General features: G+C 63.6%; 17 protein-coding genes. 10 read left to right on the plus strand and 7 right to left on the minus strand.

The features are described 5' to 3' along the window. Positions 1–8: 8 nt before the first annotated feature. The 3 genes from zapE to K5X80_RS09615 are packed head-to-tail and all read right to left on the minus strand — an operon-like array spanning position 9 to position 2,369. Positions 9–1,124 carry a cell division protein ZapE gene (gene zapE, locus K5X80_RS09605; protein WP_222557532.1) on the minus strand — a complete coding sequence of 372 codons (1,116 nt, stop codon included), beginning with the start codon at positions 1,122–1,124 and terminating at the stop codon, positions 9–11. Continuing rightward, complete coding sequence (locus tag K5X80_RS09610; protein WP_222557533.1) at positions 1,121–1,585, minus strand: PaaI family thioesterase; 465 nt, start codon at positions 1,583–1,585, stop codon at positions 1,121–1,123. Before K5X80_RS09610 ends, zapE begins: the two co-directional genes overlap by 4 nt. A gap of 1 nt (position 1,586) precedes the next feature. Next, positions 1,587–2,369, minus strand: a complete 783-nt coding sequence (locus K5X80_RS09615) for a succinate dehydrogenase iron-sulfur subunit (protein ID WP_222557534.1) — start codon at positions 2,367–2,369, stop codon at positions 1,587–1,589. Between the two features lie 151 nt (positions 2,370–2,520). Between K5X80_RS09615 and K5X80_RS09620 the strand changes: the two genes are divergently transcribed. Further along, a complete protein-coding gene (locus K5X80_RS09620; RefSeq protein WP_222557535.1) occupies positions 2,521–3,156 on the plus strand; it encodes a class I SAM-dependent methyltransferase in 636 nt (211 codons plus the stop codon). 180 nt (positions 3,157–3,336) lie between these two features. On the opposite strand, the gene K5X80_RS09625 is transcribed toward K5X80_RS09620, so the two are convergent. Continuing rightward, positions 3,337–6,180, minus strand: a complete 2,844-nt coding sequence (locus K5X80_RS09625; RefSeq protein WP_222557536.1) for an Rne/Rng family ribonuclease — start codon at positions 6,178–6,180, stop codon at positions 3,337–3,339. Positions 6,181–6,707: 527 nt separating this feature from the next. On the opposite strand from K5X80_RS09625, the gene K5X80_RS09630 reads away from it, so the two are divergent. The 6 genes from K5X80_RS09630 (at position 6,708) to K5X80_RS09655 (ending at position 14,193) form a co-directional block, all read left to right on the plus strand. After that, entirely contained in the window at positions 6,708–7,574 is an 867-nt protein-coding gene (locus K5X80_RS09630; RefSeq protein ID WP_222557537.1) for an N-acetylmuramoyl-L-alanine amidase family protein, read from the plus strand. An 81-nt stretch (positions 7,575–7,655) separates the two neighbouring features. Continuing rightward, the gene (locus K5X80_RS09635) at positions 7,656–10,187 is read left to right on the plus strand and encodes a penicillin-binding protein 1A (protein ID WP_222557538.1); all 2,532 of its coding nucleotides are present in this window, start codon (positions 7,656–7,658) and stop codon (positions 10,185–10,187) included. Positions 10,188–10,244: 57 nt separating this feature from the next. Next, the gene (locus K5X80_RS09640) at positions 10,245–10,781 is read left to right on the plus strand and encodes a peroxiredoxin (RefSeq protein WP_222557539.1); all 537 of its coding nucleotides are present in this window, start codon (positions 10,245–10,247) and stop codon (positions 10,779–10,781) included. 111 nt (positions 10,782–10,892) lie between these two features. Next, complete coding sequence (prfB, locus tag K5X80_RS09645) at positions 10,893–12,020, plus strand: peptide chain release factor 2 (protein ID WP_222557540.1); 1,128 nt, start codon at positions 10,893–10,895, stop codon at positions 12,018–12,020. Positions 12,021–12,052: 32 nt separating this feature from the next. After that, entirely contained in the window at positions 12,053–12,760 is a 708-nt protein-coding gene (locus K5X80_RS09650; RefSeq protein WP_222557541.1) for a class I SAM-dependent methyltransferase, read from the plus strand. 26 nt (positions 12,761–12,786) lie between these two features. After that, on the plus strand, positions 12,787–14,193 hold the full coding sequence (locus K5X80_RS09655) for an NAD(P)H-dependent flavin oxidoreductase (protein ID WP_222557542.1): 1,407 nt from the start codon (positions 12,787–12,789) through the stop codon (positions 14,191–14,193). Positions 14,194–14,898: 705 nt separating this feature from the next. Here K5X80_RS09655 and K5X80_RS09660 read toward each other — a convergent pair. Both K5X80_RS09660 and K5X80_RS09665 read right to left on the minus strand, forming a co-directional pair. Next, positions 14,899–16,197, minus strand: coding sequence for an ammonium transporter (locus tag K5X80_RS09660; protein WP_222557543.1), 1,299 nt, complete (start codon positions 16,195–16,197; stop codon positions 14,899–14,901). A 104-nt stretch (positions 16,198–16,301) separates the two neighbouring features. Further along, positions 16,302–17,336: a 2-hydroxyacid dehydrogenase gene (locus K5X80_RS09665; protein ID WP_222557544.1), complete on the minus strand. Its 1,035-nt coding sequence runs from the start codon at positions 17,334–17,336 to the stop codon at positions 16,302–16,304. 129 nt (positions 17,337–17,465) lie between these two features. Here K5X80_RS09665 and K5X80_RS09670 point away from each other — a divergent pair, with 129 nt between their 5' ends. Continuing rightward, positions 17,466–17,948, plus strand: a complete 483-nt coding sequence (locus tag K5X80_RS09670) for an SH3 domain-containing protein (RefSeq protein ID WP_222557545.1) — start codon at positions 17,466–17,468, stop codon at positions 17,946–17,948. 30 nt (positions 17,949–17,978) lie between these two features. On the opposite strand, the gene K5X80_RS09675 is transcribed toward K5X80_RS09670, so the two are convergent. Next, complete coding sequence (locus K5X80_RS09675) at positions 17,979–19,175, minus strand: acetyl-CoA C-acyltransferase (RefSeq protein WP_222557546.1); 1,197 nt, start codon at positions 19,173–19,175, stop codon at positions 17,979–17,981. Positions 19,176–19,377: 202 nt separating this feature from the next. On the opposite strand from K5X80_RS09675, the gene K5X80_RS09680 reads away from it, so the two are divergent. Both K5X80_RS09680 and K5X80_RS09685 read left to right on the plus strand, forming a co-directional pair. Then, positions 19,378–19,752, plus strand: a complete 375-nt coding sequence (locus tag K5X80_RS09680) for an NADH-quinone oxidoreductase subunit A (protein WP_222557547.1) — start codon at positions 19,378–19,380, stop codon at positions 19,750–19,752. Beyond that, positions 19,743–20,279 carry a NuoB/complex I 20 kDa subunit family protein gene (locus K5X80_RS09685; protein WP_222557548.1) on the plus strand — a complete coding sequence of 179 codons (537 nt, stop codon included), beginning with the start codon at positions 19,743–19,745 and terminating at the stop codon, positions 20,277–20,279. Before K5X80_RS09680 ends, K5X80_RS09685 begins: the two co-directional genes overlap by 10 nt. The last annotated feature ends 1 nt before the right edge of the window (position 20,280 follow it).

Below are 20,280 nucleotides of genomic sequence, written 5' to 3' on the forward strand. Positions count from 1 at the left end.
GAACGACCCTATTCCTCGCCGTGGCCAGCGGCGAGGTAATCGGCGCTCTGCATTTCCTGCAGGCGGCTGATCGTCCGGTCGAATTCGAACCGGCCATCGCCCGCCTGATAGAGATTTTCCGGCTCCGCATCGGCGGTGACCAGCAGCTTGACCTTGTGCTCGTACAACTCGTCGATCAGAGTGACGAAGCGCGCCGCCTCGTTGCGGTTTTCCGGCCCCATCAGCGGAATGCCGACCAGGATGACCGTGTGGTAAGTCTGGGCGATGGCCAGATAGTCCGATGCGCCGCGGGCTTCGCCGCACAAGCGCTTGAAGCTGAACACGGCCACGCCCTTGAAGCTCTTGGGCACATGCAGGATGCGCCCGCCGCCGACATCCAGATCGGCCGAAGGGACATGCTCCGCATCTTCGGGTTTGTAATCCGTCAGCCTGAAGAACGCTTCGCGCACTTGCGCCGTCGCAGCGTCGCCCAGCGGGGTGTGCCAGGTGGCCATGCCGCCGAGGCGGTCGAGGCGATAATCGACCGGCCCGTTGAGCGTCAGCACATCAAGGTCGCGTTCGATCAGGCCGATGAAGGGCAGGAAATGTTCGCGATTGAGCCCATCCTTGTAGAGATCGGATGGCGCACGGTTCGACGTGGTCACCATCGTCACGCCCTCGTCCATCATCAGCGCGGTGAACAGCCGGCTCATGATCATCGCATCGGCGGAATTGTTGACCACCATTTCATCGAAGGCGAGAACCCGCAGGCCCTGGGCGAGCCTAGCCGCGACCAACGGGATCGGATCGCCGCTTTCGGATGCGCGCACTTCGCGCAACGTGGCGTGCACTTCCAGCATGAAGGCATGGAAATGAACGCGGCGCTTTTCGGGAATCGCCAGCGTGTCATGGAACAGGTCCATCAGCATCGATTTGCCGCGCCCGACACCGCCCCACATGTAGATGCCCCGGGGCGGCTTCGCCTTCTTGCCGAACAGCTTACCGAACAGGCCGGGCTTTCCGTTGCCGGATTCGAGTTCGTTCTGCAGGGCCTGTAGGCGCGTTGCAGCCGCTTTCTGTTCGGGGTCGGGGCGCAATTCGCCGGCGGAGACGAGCGCTTCGTAGCGGGCGAGCAAACGTGTCATCGGGGTTTCGAGGGCTTGCGTATAGTGGCGGAATAGGAGGCGATGAGCGCACCGTCCTGTTCGACAACGCCGCGCATGAAAGCGAGCCGCCCGGTTTCGCGGAGCACTTCGGTCACCGCGTCGAGCGGGTGGTCGAGCGTGCCCGCGCCGATGAACTGGGTGGAAAGGTCAAGCGTCACCGCACGGGCCGCATCGCCTTTGCAAACGGTGGCGAAAGTCGCGAACAGTGCCATGTCGAGCAGGGACATGGTGATCCCGCCATGCACGGTGCCGCGGGCGTTGGTATGGTGCACCTGGGGAAACAGGCGCAGGCGGGCGCTGCTTTCGCCTTCCGGCCGCACCACCATCGGGCCCATTACCGTGGGTTGGAAACGGGTGGTGTCGGCCAGATTCCAGGTATGCCAGCCCGGATGATCCGGATCTGGCACATGAATGAATTCGCTGGTCTGCTCTGTGGCCAAGTCAGATGTGCCGTTCGGCCTGCATCTTCTTGATTTCGGCAATGGCCTTGGCGGGCGACAGCCCCTTGGGGCAGACATTGGCGCAGTTCATGATCGTGTGGCAGCGATAGAGGCGGAAGGGATCTTCCAGCTCGTCCAGGCGCTCACCGGTCATTTCGTCGCGGCTGTCGGCCAGCCAGCGATAGGCCTGCAGCAGGATAGCCGGGCCGAGGAACTTGTCGGAATTCCACCAGTAGGACGGGCAGCTGGTGGAGCAGCAGGCGCACAGGATGCACTCGTACAGGCCGTCGAGCTTTTCACGCTGTTCGGGGCTCTGCAGGCGTTCCTTGCCGCTGGGCGTGGTCGAAACCGTTTGCAGCCAGGGGCGGATCGATGCGTACTGGGCGTAGAAGTGGGTGAAATCGGGGACCAGGTCCTTGATCACTTCCATGTGCGGCAGCGGCGTGATGCGGATATCGCCCGAAAGATCGTCGATCGCGGTGATGCAGGCGAGGCCATTGCGGCCATTCATGTTCATCGAGCACGAACCGCAGATCCCTTCGCGGCACGAACGGCGGAACGTCAGCGTGGGATCGATTTCGTTCTTGATCTTGATAATCGCGTCGAGAACCATCGGACCGCATTGGTCGAGATCGATTTCGAACGTGTCATAGCGCGGATTTTCGCCGCTGTCGGGATCGTAGCGATAGACCTTGAACTTCTTCACCCGGCTCGCGCCTTCGGCCTTGTGGACGTTGCCCTTGCCGGAGATCTTGCTATTCTTGGGAAGTGTAAAGGTTGCCATCGCCTACTATTCCTGCTGGCGGCGCATGCCGCGGGACTCGCGGTGCCTTCTAACGATTCATCGCCATGCCGCAAGTGTGCGGTGGCACATTCTGCATAGGAATGTGTCCGGCGGGCGCTATGATCGGCACCAATGGGAAGGGGGCTCGCTGATGGGATTTGGCGCTTGGTACGAAGACAAGGTCCTGCCGCATGTGATCCGTTGCGGCTGCGCCAACGCGCATATTGCCGCCTTGCGTGCGAAGATCGTGCCTCTGGCGCAAGGGCGGGTGTTCGAAATCGGCGTGGGTGGCGGGCTGAACCAGCCGTTTTACGACACCGCGAAAGTCACCGGATTTTCCGGCATCGACCCGTCCGGCAAATTGCTTGATTTCGCCCGCGGCGCGGCGCGGGAACGGGGCTGGGACAGCGATATCCGCCAGGGGGTGGGGGAAGCGATCCCGTTCGATGATGGTCAGTTCGACAGCGTGGTATGCACCTTCACTCTGTGTTCGGTGCAGGATCAGGCGCAGGTCTTGCGGGAAATGCACCGCATCCTGAAACCCGGCGGCCGCCTGCTGTTTCTCGAACACGGCCGCGCGCCCGATGCGGGCCCCGCCAGATGGCAGCAACGGATAGAGCCTGTCTGGAAACGGGTGTTCGGCAATTGCCATTTGAGCCGCGAAGTGGCGCCCGCCGTGGCACGGCAGGGGTTTGCCGTTACACAGGTGGACCACACCTATATGGCGAAAACACCCCGTTTTGCAGGCTTTATGGAATGGGGCGTCGGCACGAAAGCCGGAGTTTGAGGCAGGCCTCATCGTCTTCGCGATGCCAAACCGGCTCATCCTCCTGAACTGGCTTGGTTTAGACAGGTATTCCCCGTCGTCATTCCCGCTTTCGCAGGAATGACGAAGGTTATTTGCATCCGGGCGATGGGCATATGAAAAGCCCCCGTGCCGGGTTCGGCGACGGGGGCTTTGCGGATATTATTCGCCGAAGGTGCGTTGCCACCAGCCCCGGCGTGGAGGGGAGGCCTCCGTCTCGTCGGCGGGGGTGTCCGCCGCTTCTGCGGCAGGTTCGGCGACCGCTTCCACCTGTGGGGCAGGAGCCGCTTCTTCCGCTTGTGCCGGTGCGGTTACGGTATTTTCGGTTGCCGTGGCTTCCTCGGCGGGCACGACCTTCTTGCGGCGGGTCCGCTTAGGCTTGGCCGGGGGCGTGTCTTCCGCGGCGGGGGTGGCATCCGCTTCCGGAGCGGCTGCCTCGGCAGGCGTTTCCGTGTCGGCCTTCTTGCGGCGCGTGGTGCGGCGCTTGGGCTTGACCTCCTCGACCGGGGTCTCTTCGGCAGCAGCTTCCGCCGGGGCAGCCGCAGCGGCTTCCTCATCGGTCGCCACAGCCGTTTCCTCGGCGGCGGGTTCGGCCTTCTTGCGGCGCGAGCGGCGCGGCTTGGCCGGGGTTACTTCGGCGGCTTCCGCCACTTCCGCAACCGCTACGTCCACGGTTTCCGTGGCAACGGCTTCCGCTGCTTCGGGTGCCGGCGCGAGGATATCGGCGGGTTCGCTCTCCGTGGAGGCATCCGCATCATGTTCGGCCAGGCCTTCGTCGGCTTCGCTATCCGCCTCGGTCAGTGCTTCATCGCCTTCCATCCGCTTCTTGCGGCGGCGACCGCCACGGCGGCGGCGCTTCTTCGGGCGATCTTCGCCTTCGAGCGTATCTTCCGCCTCGTCCGATTCCCCGGCAACGTGCTCCTCTGCGTCGTTGCGGGTGTCGTCGCCATCGTCATCGGAGAGTTCGTCCCCGTCCTGCGCGTCGGTGTATTCGCCATCCTGATCGCGCCGTTTGCGGTTGCGCCCGCCACGGCGGCGGCGGCGTTTCCTGCGCGTTTCGTCGCGGTCGTCTTCGCCGCCTTGCGCTTCGAATTCCTCGTCCTCTTCCTCGACGACGTCGTCGAAATCGTCTTCAAGCACGAGCGGTTCGAATCTCGGCGTGTTCGCGGGGCGCGGGCCGGCGCTGACAGCGCGCATTTTCGCGCCTTCGTTTTCGCCTTCGGGCAGCACTTCGACCGTCACGCCGTAGCGATCTTCAATCTCGGCCAGATCGGCGCGCTTCTGATTCAGCAGGTAGATGGCTGCTTCGGTCGAGGCATAGAGCGAGATCAGCGTGCCTTTGCCCTTGGCCGCTTCGTCCTCGATCAGGCGCAGCGCCGAAAGGCCCGCGCTGGAAGCCGTGCGGACAAGGCCCGTGCCATCACAATGCGGGCAGGCGCGGGTGGTGGCTTCGAGCACACCGGTGCGCAGGCGCTGACGGCTCATTTCCATCAGCCCGAAGCTGGAGATCCGCCCGACCTGGATACGCGCGCGATCGTGCTTGAGCGCATCCTTCATGGCCCGCTCGACCTTGCGGATGTTCGAGCTGTATTCCATGTCGATGAAGTCGATCACCACCAGGCCGGCCATGTCGCGCAGGCGCAACTGCCGCGCGATTTCCCGGGCCGCTTCGAGATTGGTGCTGAGCGCGGTCGCCTCGATCCCGTGTTCCTTGGTGGAGCGGCCCGAGTTGATATCGATCGAAACCAGCGCCTCGGTCGGGTTGATGACGAGATAGCCGCCGGATTTGAGCTGCACCACCGGATCGTACATCGCGGTGAGCTGGTCTTCCGCGCCGAACCGCTGGAACAGCGGCACCGGATCGGCATATTGCTTCACCCGGCGGGCATGGCTCGGCATCAGCAGCTTCATGAACTGCCGTGCGGCCTTGTAGCCTTCTTCCCCTTCGACCACGACTTCTTCGATGTCGCGGTTGTAGATGTCGCGGATGGCGCGCTTGATCAGATCGCTGTCCGAATGGATCATCGCCGGTGCGGTGGACGACAGCGTGTTGTCGCGAATTTCGTCCCACAACCGGGCGAGATAATCGAAATCGCGTTTGATTTCGGTCTTGGTGCGCTGCAGCCCGGCCGTGCGGATGATGCAGCCCATCGATTTGGGCAGCTTGAGTTCCGCGACGATCTGCTTGAGCCGCTTGCGGTCGGCCGAACTGGAAATCTTGCGCGAAATGCCGCCGCCGTGGCTGCTGTTGGGCATCAGCACGGTATAGCGCCCGGCAAGGCTGAGATAGGAGGTGAGCGCCGCGCCCTTGTTGCCACGCTCTTCCTTGACGACCTGCACCAGCAGAACCTGCCGCCGCTGGATGACGTCCTGAATCTTGTAGCGGCGGCGCAGCGCCATCCGCCGTGCGCGCAGTTCTTCCGCTTCCTTCGAACGGGCGCGGCCCTGGCGCCGCCCACGGCCGCGCCCGCGCGACCGTTCGTCACGGCCATCGTCCGCCTGCGCTTCGTCCGCCGCACCGTCTTCGTCGTCGACAGAGGATTCGTCGCCGAGATCGCCGTCGACGAGGCCGCCTTCGATAGTCGCGACGTCGTCCTTCTCTGACGTGTCGATTTCCTCGATACCGTCATCGCCGGCGAATTCGTCCATCAGGCCGCCGTTGTCGTCGAAGCCGTCGTTTTCCTCCTCCGCGGCGCGCAGGCGCTCTTCTTCTTCGGCGGCGGCGGCTTCTTCGGCCAGCAACGCTTCACGGTCTTCACGCGGAATCTGGTAATAGTCGGGATGAATTTCGCTGAAGGCCAGAAAGCCGTGGCGGTTGCCGCCGAAATCGACGAAGGCCGCCTGCAACGAGGGTTCTACCCGGGTGACTTTGGCGAGATAGATATTGCCTTTGATCTGCTTCTTGTCAGCCGATTCAAAGTCGAATTCTTCAATACGATTGCCTTTGAGCACCGCCACCCGGGTTTCTTCCGGGTGGCGCGCATCGATCAGCATGCGCGTGGTCATTGTGGATTCTCCAGGCGCGCCGCGTGCCAAGGCCCTTTGCAAGGGCGATGTTCAAGGCTGCGCGCGCATTAGTAGATGCCCCGCCGGGCGCAGAAAACTGGCGAGGCAGGGGATGGGAAATGAAACAATTCCCGGAATGCTTGAGCAATCCGGGAATGCGAAATGTGTCTGCCCTCATGAAATCGCGCTGGCCCATGAATTCTTGAAAGGTGCTATGCGCAGCCCGACCCGCCGCAAAAGCAGCGCCGTAAGCGGGCTGCAGCGGTCGGTGTTGGAACGGGCTTTTCATTCGGGCGTCAACCTGTGTGAAACCGGCGCCAGATGGCGCCGGTCGCGATGCGGGGCGGTAGCTGCCGAATTCCCGGCGTGTTTCGCGCTGGCACCGATGTGCCGGAGCGATTCCGGATAAGGCTGGCTTGCCCCGTGCGCGGATTGCTAGCACCGGCTTGTAAAGTCGGCAACCTTATTGCGGAATAAGGCGAAATTGCACTTGTCCAACATGGTTACGGACGATTAACCCGCTGGCGATGCCAACGCGTTTCCGGCTTTACCTGATCCTTGCGGTCGTTGTGGCGCTTGCCGGCGCGGTTTTGGCGTTCGGGGCGCACAGGCAGCGGATGGCGGGGCACGGCTATGTCGTGCGGTTCGAATTGCCGCAGGCCGGAAAGCGGATAGGCTTGCCGGCGATCAAGGGACCGCAGGACCCCGCGCGGCCGTTGGTGGTGATCGATGCGGGCCATGGCGGGCACGATCCCGGGGCGGCAGGCGCCGATTTTCAGGAAAAGACTCTCACGCTCGGCCTGGCCAGGGCCTTGCGGGGTCGCCTGCTGGCTGGCGGGGGTATCCGCGTGGCGCTGACCCGCGACGACGACAGATTCCTCGCCTTGGCCGAGCGGCGGGAGATCGCGCGGGCGTTGGGGGCGAGCGTGTTCCTCTCGATCCACGCCGATTCCGCCGGGGATGACCTCAATATTGCGGGCGCCACGCTCTACACGCTGGCCTCGCGGGCATCCGATGCGCTGGCGGCGCAAGTGGCGGCCCGCGAAAACCATGCCGACCGGATCAACGGGGTGACGCTCGATGGGCAAAGCGATGCGGTCAGCGCGATCCTTGTCGAGCTTTCCCAGCGGCGCGCGCGGGAGGAGGCCGGGGCGCTCGCCCGCCTGATCGTGCGGGAAGGGGAAGGGCGCCTGGCGTTCCATCCCAGCCCGCACCGTTCAGCGGCGTTTGCGGTGCTGAAATCGCCCGATGTGCCCTCGCTGCTGTTCGAAGCCGGCTATATTTCGAACCCGGACGAGGCCCGGCGTCTGGCTTCGCCCGAAGGGCAAGCGGGGTTCGCGGACGCCGTCGACAAGGCGATCCGGATCTATTTCGCGCGGCAGGCGGGAAACTGACGCGGTGTCGGGTATGAGGCGATGAATTGCGTCGCTTCTGACTGGCATAGCGTCAACCGGGCGTGCTAAGGGCGGCGCACGATGGCCGACGAGACCGATTTCGAAACCGCCCGATACAGGATCCGCCGTGACGCGAAAGGCGTGTTTGCACGGTTTCACGAAGCCTTGGCCTGGGCCAAGCTGCAATGGCGCGAAAGCAGGCTTTTCCGCTGGGCCGCTATCGCTTTGGGCGCGCTGTTCGTGCTCTGGCTGGTGGTGTGGTTCACGCTGACGCGCGACCTTCCCGATGCGAAGACTTTGCTCGATTATCAGCCGCCTTTGCCGACGATGGTGCGCGGGATCGATGGCGAAATCGTTGATTCCTATGCGCGTGAACGGCGTGTCCAGCTGCAGTTCGTCGACTTCCCGCGCCCCCTGACCAATGCGTTTCTTGCCGCCGAGGACAAAACGTTCTGGTCTCATGGGGGGATCGATTACACCGGCTTCGCGGGCGCCGTGTTCGACTATGTCAGCAAGTTCGGTTCGGGACAGCGGGCCAAGGGCGGTTCGACGATCACCCAGCAGGTGGCCAAGAACATTCTGGTGGGGGACGAATATTCGATCACCCGCAAGCTGAAGGAAATGGTGCTCGCGCGCAGGATCGAGGGCGTGCTGACGAAGCAGCAGATTCTCGAACTCTATCTCAACGAAATTCCGCTCGGCCGCCAGAGCTTCGGCGTGCAGGCCGCATCGCGCGCCTATTTCGACAAGGATATCGGCGATCTGCAACTGCACGAGGCCGCGTTCCTCGCCATTCTTCCCAAGGCGCCCGAACGGTATGGCCGCGCCAAATATGCGGAACTGGCGCTGAACCGCCGCAATTTCGTGCTCAATCAGATGGCCGCCAACAAATTCATCACGCCCGCGCAGGCGGAGGAAGCCAAGGCCAAGCCACTGGGGGTCATTCCCCGCCGCATTCCCAGCAAGACGGTGGATGCCGGTTACTTCCTTGAGGAAGTGCGCCGCCAGTTGATCAAGGATTTCGGCGAGAAAGCCGAGGACGGCCCGAACAGCGTCTATGCCGGCGGGCTTTGGGTGCGCACGTCGCTCGATCCCGAATTGCAGATGGCGGCGCGCGATTCGTTGCGGGCCGGGCTGCTGCGGTTCCATGGCGGGCGCGGATGGACCGGCCCGATCGCCAAGATCGACGTTTCCAAAGGCAATTGGCACAGCCAGCTCGCCAGTTCCTACCTTGGGATCAATTATCAGAACTGGCGCGTCGGGGTCGTCATCAGCCGCAATGGCGGTTCTGCCCGGATCGGCTTCGTCGATGGCAAGGATTATCCGTTGACCGGCCTGCCCGACGCCTTGCGCGCGGGGGATGTGGTCGTCGCCTCACCGGATGGCGGCGCATACAGGGTGCGTTCCATTCCCGAAGTGTCCGGCGGCTTCTTGGCGCAGGACCCCAACAATGGCCGGGTTCTGGCGGTGCAGGGCGGCTTCGATTCCCGCCTCGGCGCGTTCAATCGCGCGACTCAGGCGATGCGGCAGCCCGGTTCGACCATCAAGCCTTTCGTCTATGCGACGGGCCTCGATTTCGGGCTGACCCCGGCCTCCATGGTCTCCGATGGCGCATTCTGCGTCTTTCAGGGCACCCGGGGCGAAAAGTGCTTCCGCAATTTCAGCGGCGGCGGCGGCGGTGAGCACACCATGCGCTGGGGCCTTGAACAGTCGCGCAACCTGATGACGATCCATATCGCCAACGATGCCGGGATGGGCAATGTCATCCGCACGTTCGACAAGGTGGGGATCGGCGAATACAAACCTTATCTCTCCTTCGCGCTCGGCGCGGGCGAGACGACGGTGATGAAGATGGTCAACGCCTATTCGGCGCTCGCCAATCAGGGGCGGCAGTTCGATCCCACGCTGATCGATTATGTGCAGGATCGCCAAGGCAAAGTGATCTGGCGCGCGGACAAGCGCAAATGCACCGGCTGCAACATGCGGGAATGGGACGGCAAGCCGATGCCGCGCTTCGCCGCGCGGGGCAAGCAGGTGCTCGATCCGCGCACGGCCTATCAGGTGGTCCATATGCTGGAAGGTGTGGTCCAGCGCGGTACGGCGGTTTCCCTGCGCGATCTCAAATTGCCGCTGTTCGGCAAGACGGGGACGACCTCCGGTCCGACGGATGTCTGGTTCGTGGGCGGTTCGCCCGATATCGTGGCGGGCGTCTATCTCGGATACGATCGGCCGCGCAGCCTTGGCGGCGGCGCGCAGGGCGGGCGCCACGCGGCCCCGATTTTCAAGCAGTTCGTGCAGGAAACGCGCGATCACTGGGCCGATGAACCGTTCCCGGCGCCCGCCGGTGTGCGGATGGTCCGGATCGACCGGCGTTCGGGCAAGCGGGTGTTCGGCGGATGGCCCAGCGACGATCCCAAGGCGGCGGTGATCTGGGAAGCCTTCAAGCCCGATACCGAACCGCGCCGCAGCACCCGTCAGGACGAAGTCGACGCGATGCGCGAAGAAATCCTCACGCTCATCCGCCGTGGGCGGCAGGCGGAAGCCCAGCGCAGGGCGCAGCCGCGCGGCGAACAGCCGGGTAATTTCGTGGAACAGCAGGGCGGACTCTATTAGAAGACGCCTCCTCGTGACATACTGGACAGCATGTGTTGCACGAGTCATGGTGACATCATGAAACGCCTGTCTGCTTTCCTCTGCGCCCTCGGGCTGTTCGGTACGCCTGCCATGGCCGCTTTGCCGGTCGGCGCTCAGGCGCCCGCTTTTGTCACGAAAGGGGCGCTTGCGGGCAAGGATTTCACTTTCAATCTCAGGGCCGCCCTGGCCAAAGGGCCGGTGGTCCTCTATTTTTATCCCAAGGCCTTCACGCAGGGGTGCACGCTGGAAGCGCACGCTTTCGCCGAAGCGATGCCGGAATTTCGCGCGGCGGGCGCGCAGGTGGTGGGGCTGTCGGCGGACGATCTTCCGACCTTGCGCCGTTTCTCCACCGAAGCCTGCCGGGATGCGTTTCCGGTGGCGGTCGCCAACGCGGCGACGATTAGGGCCTATGATGTCGCCCTGACACGCAATGGCGCGCAAACCGGGATGACGGACCGGACCTCCTACGTCATCGGCCGGAACGGACGCGTGGTCATGGTTCATTCCGATCTGGACTGGCGAGAGCATGTCAAGCTGACGCTTGCAGCGGTGAAAACGCTCAAGACCAAATAGGCGCTTGCATCGGCCTGCACTGGCGGGCAGGGGCGGCGAATTGTCGCACCCACTTTCGCAAATCCCGCACCTCAGCTAAGCGGGCCCCGATACTGACGGAGTTGAACAGCCATGCGTGCCGAAGGGCAGGCCCAAATAGATCGCATCGAAGCCGCTCTGGCTCTGGTTCGCCGGTCGCTCGACTGGGACCGCGCCTTGCGTCGTCTCGATGAGTTGAACGCGCGCGTTGAAGACCCGACCTTGTGGGACGATCCCAAACAGGCGGAAGCGATCATGCGCGAACGGCGGCGGCTCGAAGGATCGATCGGCACGGTCAACGAGATCGGGCAGGAAATGGCCGATGCCATCGAATTCATCGAAATGGGCGAGGCCGAGGGTGACGATGCGGTGGTCGAGGAAGGCCTGGCCACGCTTGAAAAGCTCGCGCAGCGGGCCGACGCCGACAAAGTGCAGGCCTTACTGTCGGGCGAAGCGGACGCGAACGACACCTATCTCGAAATCCACGCCGGCGCGGGCGGCACCGAAAGCCAGGACTGGGCCGAAATGCTGCAGCGGATGTACACCCGCTGGGCGGAACGGCGCGGGTACAAGGTGGAACTGGTCGATTATCATGCCGGTGAACAGGCGGGTATCAAATCCGCCACGCTGCTGCTCAAAGGCGAAAACGCCTATGGCTATGCCAAGACCGAAAGCGGCGTGCATCGTCTGGTGCGGATCAGCCCCTATGACAGTTCGGCGCGCCGTCATACGAGCTTCAGCTCGATCTGGGTCTATCCCGTGATCGACGACGATATCGATATCGATATCAACCCCGCCGATCTCCGGATCGACACCTATCGCGCATCGGGCGCGGGCGGGCAGCACGTGAACACCACCGATTCCGCCGTGCGCATCACGCACGGGCCGAGCGGCATCATTGTGGCCAGCCAGATCGACCGTTCGCAGCACAAGAACCGCGAAATCGCGATGAACATGCTGAAGGCGCGGCTGTTCGAAGAGGAAATGCGCAAGCGCGAAGAAGCGGCCAGCGCGGAACATGCTTCCAAGACCGATATCGGTTGGGGGCACCAGATCCGTTCCTACGTTCTGCAGCCTTACCAGATGGTCAAGGACCTGCGGACCGGTGTGACTTCCACCAGCCCCGACGATGTGCTCGACGGTGAACTCGACGAGTTCATGGCCGCGGCGCTGGCCCAGCGGGTGACGGGCGAAGCTGTCGAGGTCGAGGACGTCGAGTGATACCGGCCCGCGCCCTTTGCGCTGCGGCATTGTTGTCCCTGGCTGCCTGTCAGCCAGCGGACGAGAATGCCGACCGCGCGGAGACATCGCGGGATTTCCCACGGGCGGATCGCCCGGTCTCCCAGGCCGGTAACACCGGCGCCACATCGGAACAGGCGCGCGATGACCGGCGCGAGGCGACCACGGTGATGGACCTCGCCCGCATCAGCAAGGGGATGAGCATTGCCGATATCGGCGCGGGGGAAGGGTACTATACCGTTCGTCTGGCCGAACGGGTCGGGCCGCGCGGGCGTGTTCTGGGGCAGGACATCGATCAAGCCGCGTTGAAGAAGCTCGGCGCCCGGGTGGAGCGCGAACGGCTCGACAATGTTTCGATCAAGCATGGCGAACCGGACGATCCGCAATTGCCGGAAAACAGCTTCGACCGGATTTTTCTCGTGCACATGTATCACGAAGTGGCCGAGCCTTACGCCTTTCTCTGGCGGTTGCGCCCGGCGCTGCGCGCTGGCGGGCAGGTGATCGTGGTCGATGTCGACCGGCCGACCGATCAGCATGGAATCGATCCGCATCTGCTGTTCTGTGAATTTTCGAGCGTCGGCTTCCGTCTGGTTGAATTTGTTCGCAAGCCGGAACTGGCAGGGTATTATGCGCAGTTCGAAGCGACGGGAAAATCGCCCGCGCCGAAAGATATAGTCCCCTGTCGCCAATCCGGCGTCGTGAAAAATGCTACAGCCGCCTGACGCGGCTCGTTTGGTTAGGAAAGAGAATGTCATTCAAGGGGTTGCAGCCAATTGTATATCGCGGTCGCGAAGTCTGGCCGCTGATTGAAGGCGGCAAGGGCGTATCTGCGACCAATCATACGAGCTCCGGCGCCTGGGCGGCGGCGGGCGGTATCGGCACGGTCAGCGCGGTCAACGCCGACAGCTACGATGCCGAGGGCAAGATCATCCCCCAGATCTACGAGCAATTGACCCGGCGCGAACGGCACGAACAACTGATCCGCTACGCCATCGATGGCGGCGTGGAACAGGTGAAGCGCGCCTACGATATCGCCGGGGGCAAAGGCGCGATCAATATCAACGTGCTGTGGGAAATGGGCGGCGCCCAGACAGTGCTCGAAGGCATTCTCGAACAGACCCGCGGTCTGGTGACGGGTGTCACCTGCGGGGCGGGGATGCCCTATAAGCTGGCCGAAATCGCCGCGCGGCACGATGTGGCCTATCTCCCCATCATCAGTTCCGCGCGCGCGTTCCGCGCGCTGTGGAAGCGGGCTTACAGCAAGGTTGCCGATCTCATGGCGGCGGTCGTCTATGAAGACCCGTGGCTGGCCGGCGGCCACAACGGCCTGTCCAATGCCGAAGATCCGACAAAGCCGGAAGATCCCTTTCCCCGGGTGAAAGCGCTGCGCGACACCATGCGGGCCGAAGGGATTGCCGACAGCGTGCCGATCGTGATGGCCGGCGGCGTCTGGTTCCTGCGCGAATGGCAGGACTGGATCGACAACCCGGAACTGGGTTCGATCGCTTTCCAGTTCGGCACTCGCCCGCTGCTGACGCAGGAAAGCCCGATCCCGCAAGGCTGGAAAGACCGCCTGCGCACGCTGGAGCCGGGCGATGTCCTGCTGCACCGCTTCTCGCCCACCGGCTTTTATAGCTCGGCGGTGCGCAATCCGTTCCTGCGCAATCTCGAAGCGCGCAGCGAACGGCAGATTCCCTATTCCCGGGTGGAAGCGGGCGCACACACGGTGCAGCTCGATGTGGGCGTGAAAGGCAAGAATTTCTGGGTCGCCCCGGCCGATCTCCAGCGGGCCCGCACCTGGGCGGCGGAAGGCTTTACCGAAGCGCTGCGGACGCCCGACGATACGGTGATCTTCGTGACGCCGGAAGAACGGAACACGATCCGTGAAGATCAGGCCGCCTGCATGGGTTGCCTGTCGCATTGCGGTTTCTCGTCATGGAAGGACTATGACGATTACACCACCGGGCGCCTGGCCGATCCGCGCAGCTTCTGCATTCAGAAGACCTTGCAGGATATCGCCCATGGCGACGATGTGGAACGCAACCTGATGTTCGCGGGCCATGCCGCCTATCGTTTCAAGCAGGACCCATTCTATTCGAACAATTTCACGCCCACCGTGAAGGAACTGGTCGACAGGATCCTGACCGGCGATTGATCGGGGCAGGGTGCACGGCCGCACACCGGCCAGTCACTCGCAGCGCATTCGGAAAGGAGCGATGGCCGGGCCGTCGCTCCTTTTTCGTGGGTGATTTTTTCGTGAGCGATTGTCTCGTTTCAAATACCCCATCCGCTCAGCCTGAGCCCGTCGAAGGCTGCACGCAACAGCAGCCTCCTGCTCTGGAAAGTGCTAGCCACACTTTGGGTGCGCAGCCTTCGACGGGCTCAGGCTGAGCGGGATTGGTGTCCGGGCAATTGGTATTGGCAAACAAGACAGTCGCCTTGTAGTGCGCTGATCGCACGGTCCAAAAACACACCATGCGATAGATCTTTCCTACACGCGCGAAACGTGGCTTATCCTGTGCGATGTCATGCGCATATCTTCCGTTTTCCCGGCTTTCCGTCAGCCCTGCGCCCGCCGCGATCTTGCCGCTTTTCCGGTATCATAATACCGGCGTGAAAAGTCACACACCATGCATGACGCGTGGTGATCGGCGGAAAGGGCGCGATGGTGGCGGTTTCTGCCAGATATTCCTATTTTTCAGGATATTGGTAGATCACAAGCGTTCCGGGCGTGGCGGCGGTTTGGGTCGCATCAGGGGCGAAGAAGGCGCACTTTCGCGCCGTTCTGCGTCAACCGCTCGCGGATGGTTCCCCTTGTCGCCGGCCATTCAAGGCAGGCTGGACGGCGATACGTGCAGGATCAATCCTGCCGGGCAGCATCCCAAAATGCGGCATCGAGCCCTTCGTTTTCCTGCGCTTCGCTCACGCGCATCGGCAGAAACAGTGAAATGCCCAGCGCGATGATCGCAGAGCCGACCGCCGACACCAGCACGACAAGAGCCGACGCCACTGCCTGCGCGGTCAACTGGCTGGCCATGCCCATGCCCGGGGCATAGCCGGTGCCGCCCAGTTCCGGTGCCAGGAAGATCGCGAGAGCGATCGAGCCGAACACCCCGCCGACGCCATGGATAGAAAAGATGTCGAGGGAATCGTCGATATGCAGCTTGTGCTTCACCAATCCAATCGCGCCCCGGCACAGCACGGCGCTGGCCACGCCGATCAGCATCGCGCCGCCGGGGGAAACGAAACCTGCCGCGGGGGTGATCGCAACCAGCCCCGCCAGCGCACCCTTGGCGAACCCGGCCATGGAGATTTTCCCGGCGGCGATCCGTTCGATCAGAAGGAACGTCAAAGCCGCGAGACAAGCGGAAACGTGCGTGTTGATGATCGTGGCGGAAGCATCGTCATTGGCGGCCAGCGCGGCGCCGCCGGCGAGGCCAAGCCAGCCGATCCACAGGAGCAGCCCCCCGGCCAGGGACAAGGCAGGGGCATAAGCGGAAAAGGCGGTTTGCGGGAAGCCACGCCGCCGCCCGAGCAGAAGCGCGACGACAAGCGCGGAGGTGCCCGCCGTGGCATGGATCGTCAGGCCGCCCGCGAAATCGAGCACGCCCAGCCGGGCGGCCATCCAGCCGTGGCCCCAGATCCAGTGGGTGATGGGGGCATAGATCAGCACGCTCCACAGCGTGCAGAAGATCACGACCCAGCCGAGACGCGCGCGTTCGACCCATGCGCCGACCATCAGCGCCGCTGCGAAAGCGGCCAGGGCCAGATGGAAAAGGGCGAATGTGCTTTCCGGGATAGCCAGCCCCACCCGGACATTGCCGAGATTGTTGAGCATCCAGGAACTGCCGCCGCCGATCCAGCCGTTCACGACCGGGCCGAACGCCAGCGTATATCCGAGCGCGACCCACAGGGCCGAGACTGCGGCCACCACGGCGGCGCCTTGCAGGGCCGTAGCCAGGACATTCCGGGCTCTCACCCGGCCGCAATAGGACAGGGCCATGCCGGGGAGCGCCATGAGCAGAACCATGATCGCCGCGATGAGGACCCAGGCAGTGTCGCCGCTGTCGTTGACGGCGGCGTAGGGGCTTTGCGCGGCGGCCATGCTGGCCCAGCCCAGCGATAGCGCGGCGGCTGCCGGTCCGAATTTGCGTATCATGCGTCCCCCTCTGGCGCGTCCTGCCCCGGGGGACGCATATGCTTGAGCTACCTAAGCAACAACCCCTGCGCGCGGCAAGGCGGTGTTGGCGAGATGTCCCGTAATCAGACCAGCCCTTCCAGAACCTGATCGGGCGGGCGGTGCCCATCCGCCCAGAAGCGGATATTGGTGATCACTTTCTCCCCGGACGCTTCGCGCCCCTCGATCGTGGCGCTGGCCATGTGCGGCAGGGCAAGGACGTTGGGCAGGGCGACGAAGCGGGGGTCGATATTCGGCTCGCCGGTATAGACATCGAGACCCGCACCGCCGATCCGGCGGTTGGTCAGGGCATCGATCAGCGCTTCTTCGTCGATGATGTTGCCGCGCGCGGTGTTCACGAGAAACGCGGTGGGCTTCATCAGGCCGATCCGCCGCGCATCGAGCAGATGGTAGGTTTCGGCGGTGGCCGGGCAATGGACGGTGAGAATATCGGATTGCGCGAGCAAACGGTCGAGATCGGGTTCGTAGCGCGCGCCGAGCATGTTCTCGACCGCTTCGGGCAACCGGTGGCGGTTGTGATAGACGATATCGAGGCCGAACGCGCGAGCGCGATGGGCCACGGCTTGCCCGATGCGGCCCATGCCGATAATGCCGAGTTGCTTGCCGCCGATGCGATGGCCGAGCATGAAGGAAGGGCCCCAGCCGGGCCATTTGCCCTGGCGCAACGTGGCGATCCCTTCGGCGAAGCGGCGCGGCCCGGTCAGAATCAGGGCCATGGCGGTGTCGGCCGTGTCTTCGGTGAAAACGCCCGGCGTGTTCGTCACGATAATGCGTCTGCGCCACGCGGCCGCCACATCGATGTGATCGGTGCCCGCGCCGAAGCTGGCGATCAGGCCGAGACTGTCCCCCGCCGCGGCGATCATCGCTTCGTCGATCCGGTCGGTCACTGTCGGCACCAGCACTTCGCAGTTCTGCATGGCCGCGATCAGATCATCGCGGCTCATCACCCGGTCGCCGGTGTTGAGCGTGACGTCGAACAGTTCGCTCATACGCGCTTCCACGGAAGGCAGCAGGCGGCGGGTGACGACGACGCGCGGTTTGCCGGGGAAGTGCCGACTCGGTTCGCTCGGCGTGGCGGAAGGGGGCGCTGTGTCACTCATGACATGATGCGCTAGGCCCGGCGAGTGGCGCCGGTCAAGCGTCCGCTTGGCGGCATGCTGTACCGCCTGTGGGGAATGCTGCATCACATGGCTTGCAGTGCGTGCGGACGTGGCGCTATGGCTATCGAAATGCGGCCCTTTCCTGTCAAATCCACCTTGTTCGCGCTTGTCGTCATCATGCTCGGCCATGCAGGGCCTGCGGCGGCGCAGGATCGGGAAACGCCCTACTGGGCATCGATCCGGGTCGAACGGGTGAATATGCGGGTGGGGCCCAGCGAATCCTACAACATCGACTGGGTTTACAGGCGGCCCCACCTTCCGCTGAAAGTGCTGCGTCTCAAGGAAGGGTGGCGTTTCGTGGAAGACGTCGATGGCGACCGCGGGTGGGTCATCGCCCGGTTCCTGAGCCCGGAACGGACGGCGATCGTCATCGGCAAGGGGGTGGCGCCGATGCGGGCCGATCCTGAGGCCGACGGCAAGCTGATGTGGAACGCCGAGCCGGGCGTGGTCGGCAAACTCGGGAAATGCGAAGACAGGTGGTGCCTGCTCGATGTGGCGGGCCGGAAAGGCTGGATTCCGCAAAGCCGCCTGTGGGGCGCGGGCGAGCCCTGATTGCGCGCTGCGCGCTCAGGGCTCTCAATCTCAAAGCAGTTCGATGGCCACCGCCGTGGCTTCTCCGCCGCCGATGCACAGGCTGGCGACCCCGCGTGTCTGCCCGCGCGCTTTCAAGGCCCCGATCAGAGTCGTGATAATGCGCGCGCCGCTGGCCCCGATCGGATGCCCCAGCGCCGTTGCCCCGCCATGGACGTTGACCTTGTCGTGCGGGATGGAAAGATCGCGCATGGCGAACATGGTGACGCAGGCGAACGCCTCGTTGATTTCGAACAGATCGACATCCTCCACGCTCCATCCTGCCTGATCGAGGACTTTGGCGATTGCGCCCACCGGGGCAGTGCTGAACGCGGCGGGCTCTTGCGAATGGGCGGCAAGGCCGACGATCCTGGCCACCGGCGTCAGCCCTCGTGCTGATGCCGCACTCGCACGAGTGAGAGCCAGGGCGGCCGCACCGTCCGAAATCGAACTGGAACTGGCGGCTGTGATCGTGCCATCTTTGGCGAATGCGGGCTTGAGCGTGGGAATCTTGTCCGGGCGGCCCTTGCCGGGCTGTTCGTCCGTGTCGACCACGGTTTCGCCCTTGCGGCCCTTGATCGTCACCGGGGCGATTTCATCGGCAAAAGCGCCGCTTGCGATCGCTGCGTTGGCCCGGCGCAGGGATTCGACCGCGTAAGCATCCTGCTCTTCCCGCGTCAGTTGATACCGGTCCGCCATATCCTGCGCGAGAGCGCCCATCGCCGTGCCCGCCTGATAGGCATCCTCCAGCCCATCGAGGAACATATGGTCATAAGCGGTATCGTGCCCGGCCCGTGCGCCTGCGCGATGCTTCTTCAGCAGATACGGCGCGTTGCTCATACTTTCCATGCCGCCTGCCACGATCACGTCGGCAGAGCCCGCGGCCAGCGTTTCGGACGCCATGATGACCGCCTGCATGCCCGATCCGCACACTTTGCTTACGGTGGTCGCCTGCACCGACTTGGGCAGTCCGGCCTTCAACGCCGCCTGGCGGGCAGGGGCCTGGCCGAGCCCGGCGGGCAGGACGCATCCCATATAGACCCGGTCGACCGCTTCATCGGCGATGCCCGCGCGGTCTACCGCCGCGCGCACCGCCGTCGCCCCGAGTTCGGTCGAACCAGCCTCGGACAAAACGCCGAGCATGCCGCCCATGGGGGTGCGGGCATAGGAGAGGATGACGACAGGATCTTGCGCGGAAAACTGGGGCATGGGAACCTCGCAGAGTTTGTGGGCCGGATGGCCCAACAAGATGTAACTCTCCGTCGCACCGATGACAAATTGAGAATCGCTCGCAAAATGGCGGAATTCCGGGGTGAAAAGGAACCATCCCCCTCTTGCACCTGCGGGAAGGGGCGACTAGGGCGCACCGTATCCCCGGTTGCATACGAGTCAGCCCCAAAAGGACTGTAGAGTGCTCGATCTCACACAATATCTGCCGATCCTGATATTCCTCGGCATTGCGCTGGCGCTCTCGGCGCTGTTCGTCTTCCTGCCTATCGGGGTGTCGTACCTCACCGGCACCAGCAATCCGACGGCGGACAAGTTGAGCGAATATGAATGCGGCTTCCCCGCGTTCGAGGATTCGCGCAGCCAGTTTGACGTGCGCTTCTATCTCGTGGCGATCCTGTTCATTATTTTTGACCTCGAAGCCGCATTCCTGTTTCCCTGGGCGGTCAGCCTCGATCTGACCGGTTGGCCGGGCTGGATCACGATGATGATCTTTCTCGGGGAACTGATTGTCGGCTTTGCCTATGCTTGGAAGAAGGGAGCACTCGAATGGGAGTGATCGAACCCGCAAAGGCCGCTCAGACGCTGCCTGACCAGGCCTTCTTCGACAGCCTCAATGCCGAGGTGAGCGACAAGGGCTTTCTCGTCACCACCACGGAAGAACTGTTCCAGTGGGCGCGCACCGGCTCGCTTTGGTGGATGACGTTCGGTCTGGCCTGCTGCGCGGTGGAAATGATCCACGCCAACATGCCACGCTACGATCTCGAACGGTTCGGCGCTGCCCCGCGCGCCTCGCCGCGGCAGAGCGATGTGATGATCGTCGCGGGCACGCTGTGCAACAAGATGGCGCCCGCACTGCGCCGCGTGTACGATCAGATGTCCGATCCGAAGTATGTGATTTCGATGGGCAGCTGCGCCAACGGCGGTGGCTACTACCACTACAGCTATTCGGTGGTGCGCGGGTGTGACCGTATCGTGCCGGTCGATATCTACATCCCCGGCTGCCCGCCGACTTCGGAAGCGCTGCTTTATGGCGTGATGCAGTTGCAGCGGAAAATCCGCCGCGAAGGCACGTTGGAGCGTTGAC

The sequence above is a fragment of the Caenibius sp. WL genome (genome assembly GCF_019803445.1).
Classification (GTDB): Bacteria; Pseudomonadota; Alphaproteobacteria; order Sphingomonadales; family Sphingomonadaceae; genus Caenibius.

Excerpts from the sequence above, each read along its gene's own strand:
- zapE (WP_222557532.1), bottom strand. The coding sequence starts at position 1,124 with ATGACACGTTTGCTCGCCCGCTACGAAGCGCTCGTCTCCGCCGGCGAA.
- K5X80_RS09615 (WP_222557534.1), bottom strand. The coding sequence starts at position 2,369 with ATGGCAACCTTTACACTTCCCAAGAATAGCAAGATCTCCGGCAAGGGC.
- K5X80_RS09620 (WP_222557535.1), top strand. The coding sequence starts at position 2,521 with ATGGGATTTGGCGCTTGGTACGAAGACAAGGTCCTGCCGCATGTGATC.
- K5X80_RS09625 (WP_222557536.1), bottom strand. The coding sequence starts at position 6,180 with ATGACCACGCGCATGCTGATCGATGCGCGCCACCCGGAAGAAACCCGG.
- K5X80_RS09630 (WP_222557537.1), top strand. The coding sequence starts at position 6,708 with ATGCCAACGCGTTTCCGGCTTTACCTGATCCTTGCGGTCGTTGTGGCG.
- K5X80_RS09635 (WP_222557538.1), top strand. The coding sequence starts at position 7,656 with ATGGCCGACGAGACCGATTTCGAAACCGCCCGATACAGGATCCGCCGT.
- K5X80_RS09640 (WP_222557539.1), top strand. The coding sequence starts at position 10,245 with ATGAAACGCCTGTCTGCTTTCCTCTGCGCCCTCGGGCTGTTCGGTACG.
- prfB (WP_222557540.1), top strand. The coding sequence starts at position 10,893 with ATGCGTGCCGAAGGGCAGGCCCAAATAGATCGCATCGAAGCCGCTCTG.
- K5X80_RS09655 (WP_222557542.1), top strand. The coding sequence starts at position 12,787 with ATGTCATTCAAGGGGTTGCAGCCAATTGTATATCGCGGTCGCGAAGTC.
- K5X80_RS09660 (WP_222557543.1), bottom strand. The coding sequence starts at position 16,197 with ATGATACGCAAATTCGGACCGGCAGCCGCCGCGCTATCGCTGGGCTGG.
- K5X80_RS09665 (WP_222557544.1), bottom strand. The coding sequence starts at position 17,336 with ATGAGTGACACAGCGCCCCCTTCCGCCACGCCGAGCGAACCGAGTCGG.
- K5X80_RS09670 (WP_222557545.1), top strand. The coding sequence starts at position 17,466 with ATGCGGCCCTTTCCTGTCAAATCCACCTTGTTCGCGCTTGTCGTCATC.
- K5X80_RS09675 (WP_222557546.1), bottom strand. The coding sequence starts at position 19,175 with ATGCCCCAGTTTTCCGCGCAAGATCCTGTCGTCATCCTCTCCTATGCC.
- K5X80_RS09685 (WP_222557548.1), top strand. The coding sequence starts at position 19,743 with ATGGGAGTGATCGAACCCGCAAAGGCCGCTCAGACGCTGCCTGACCAG.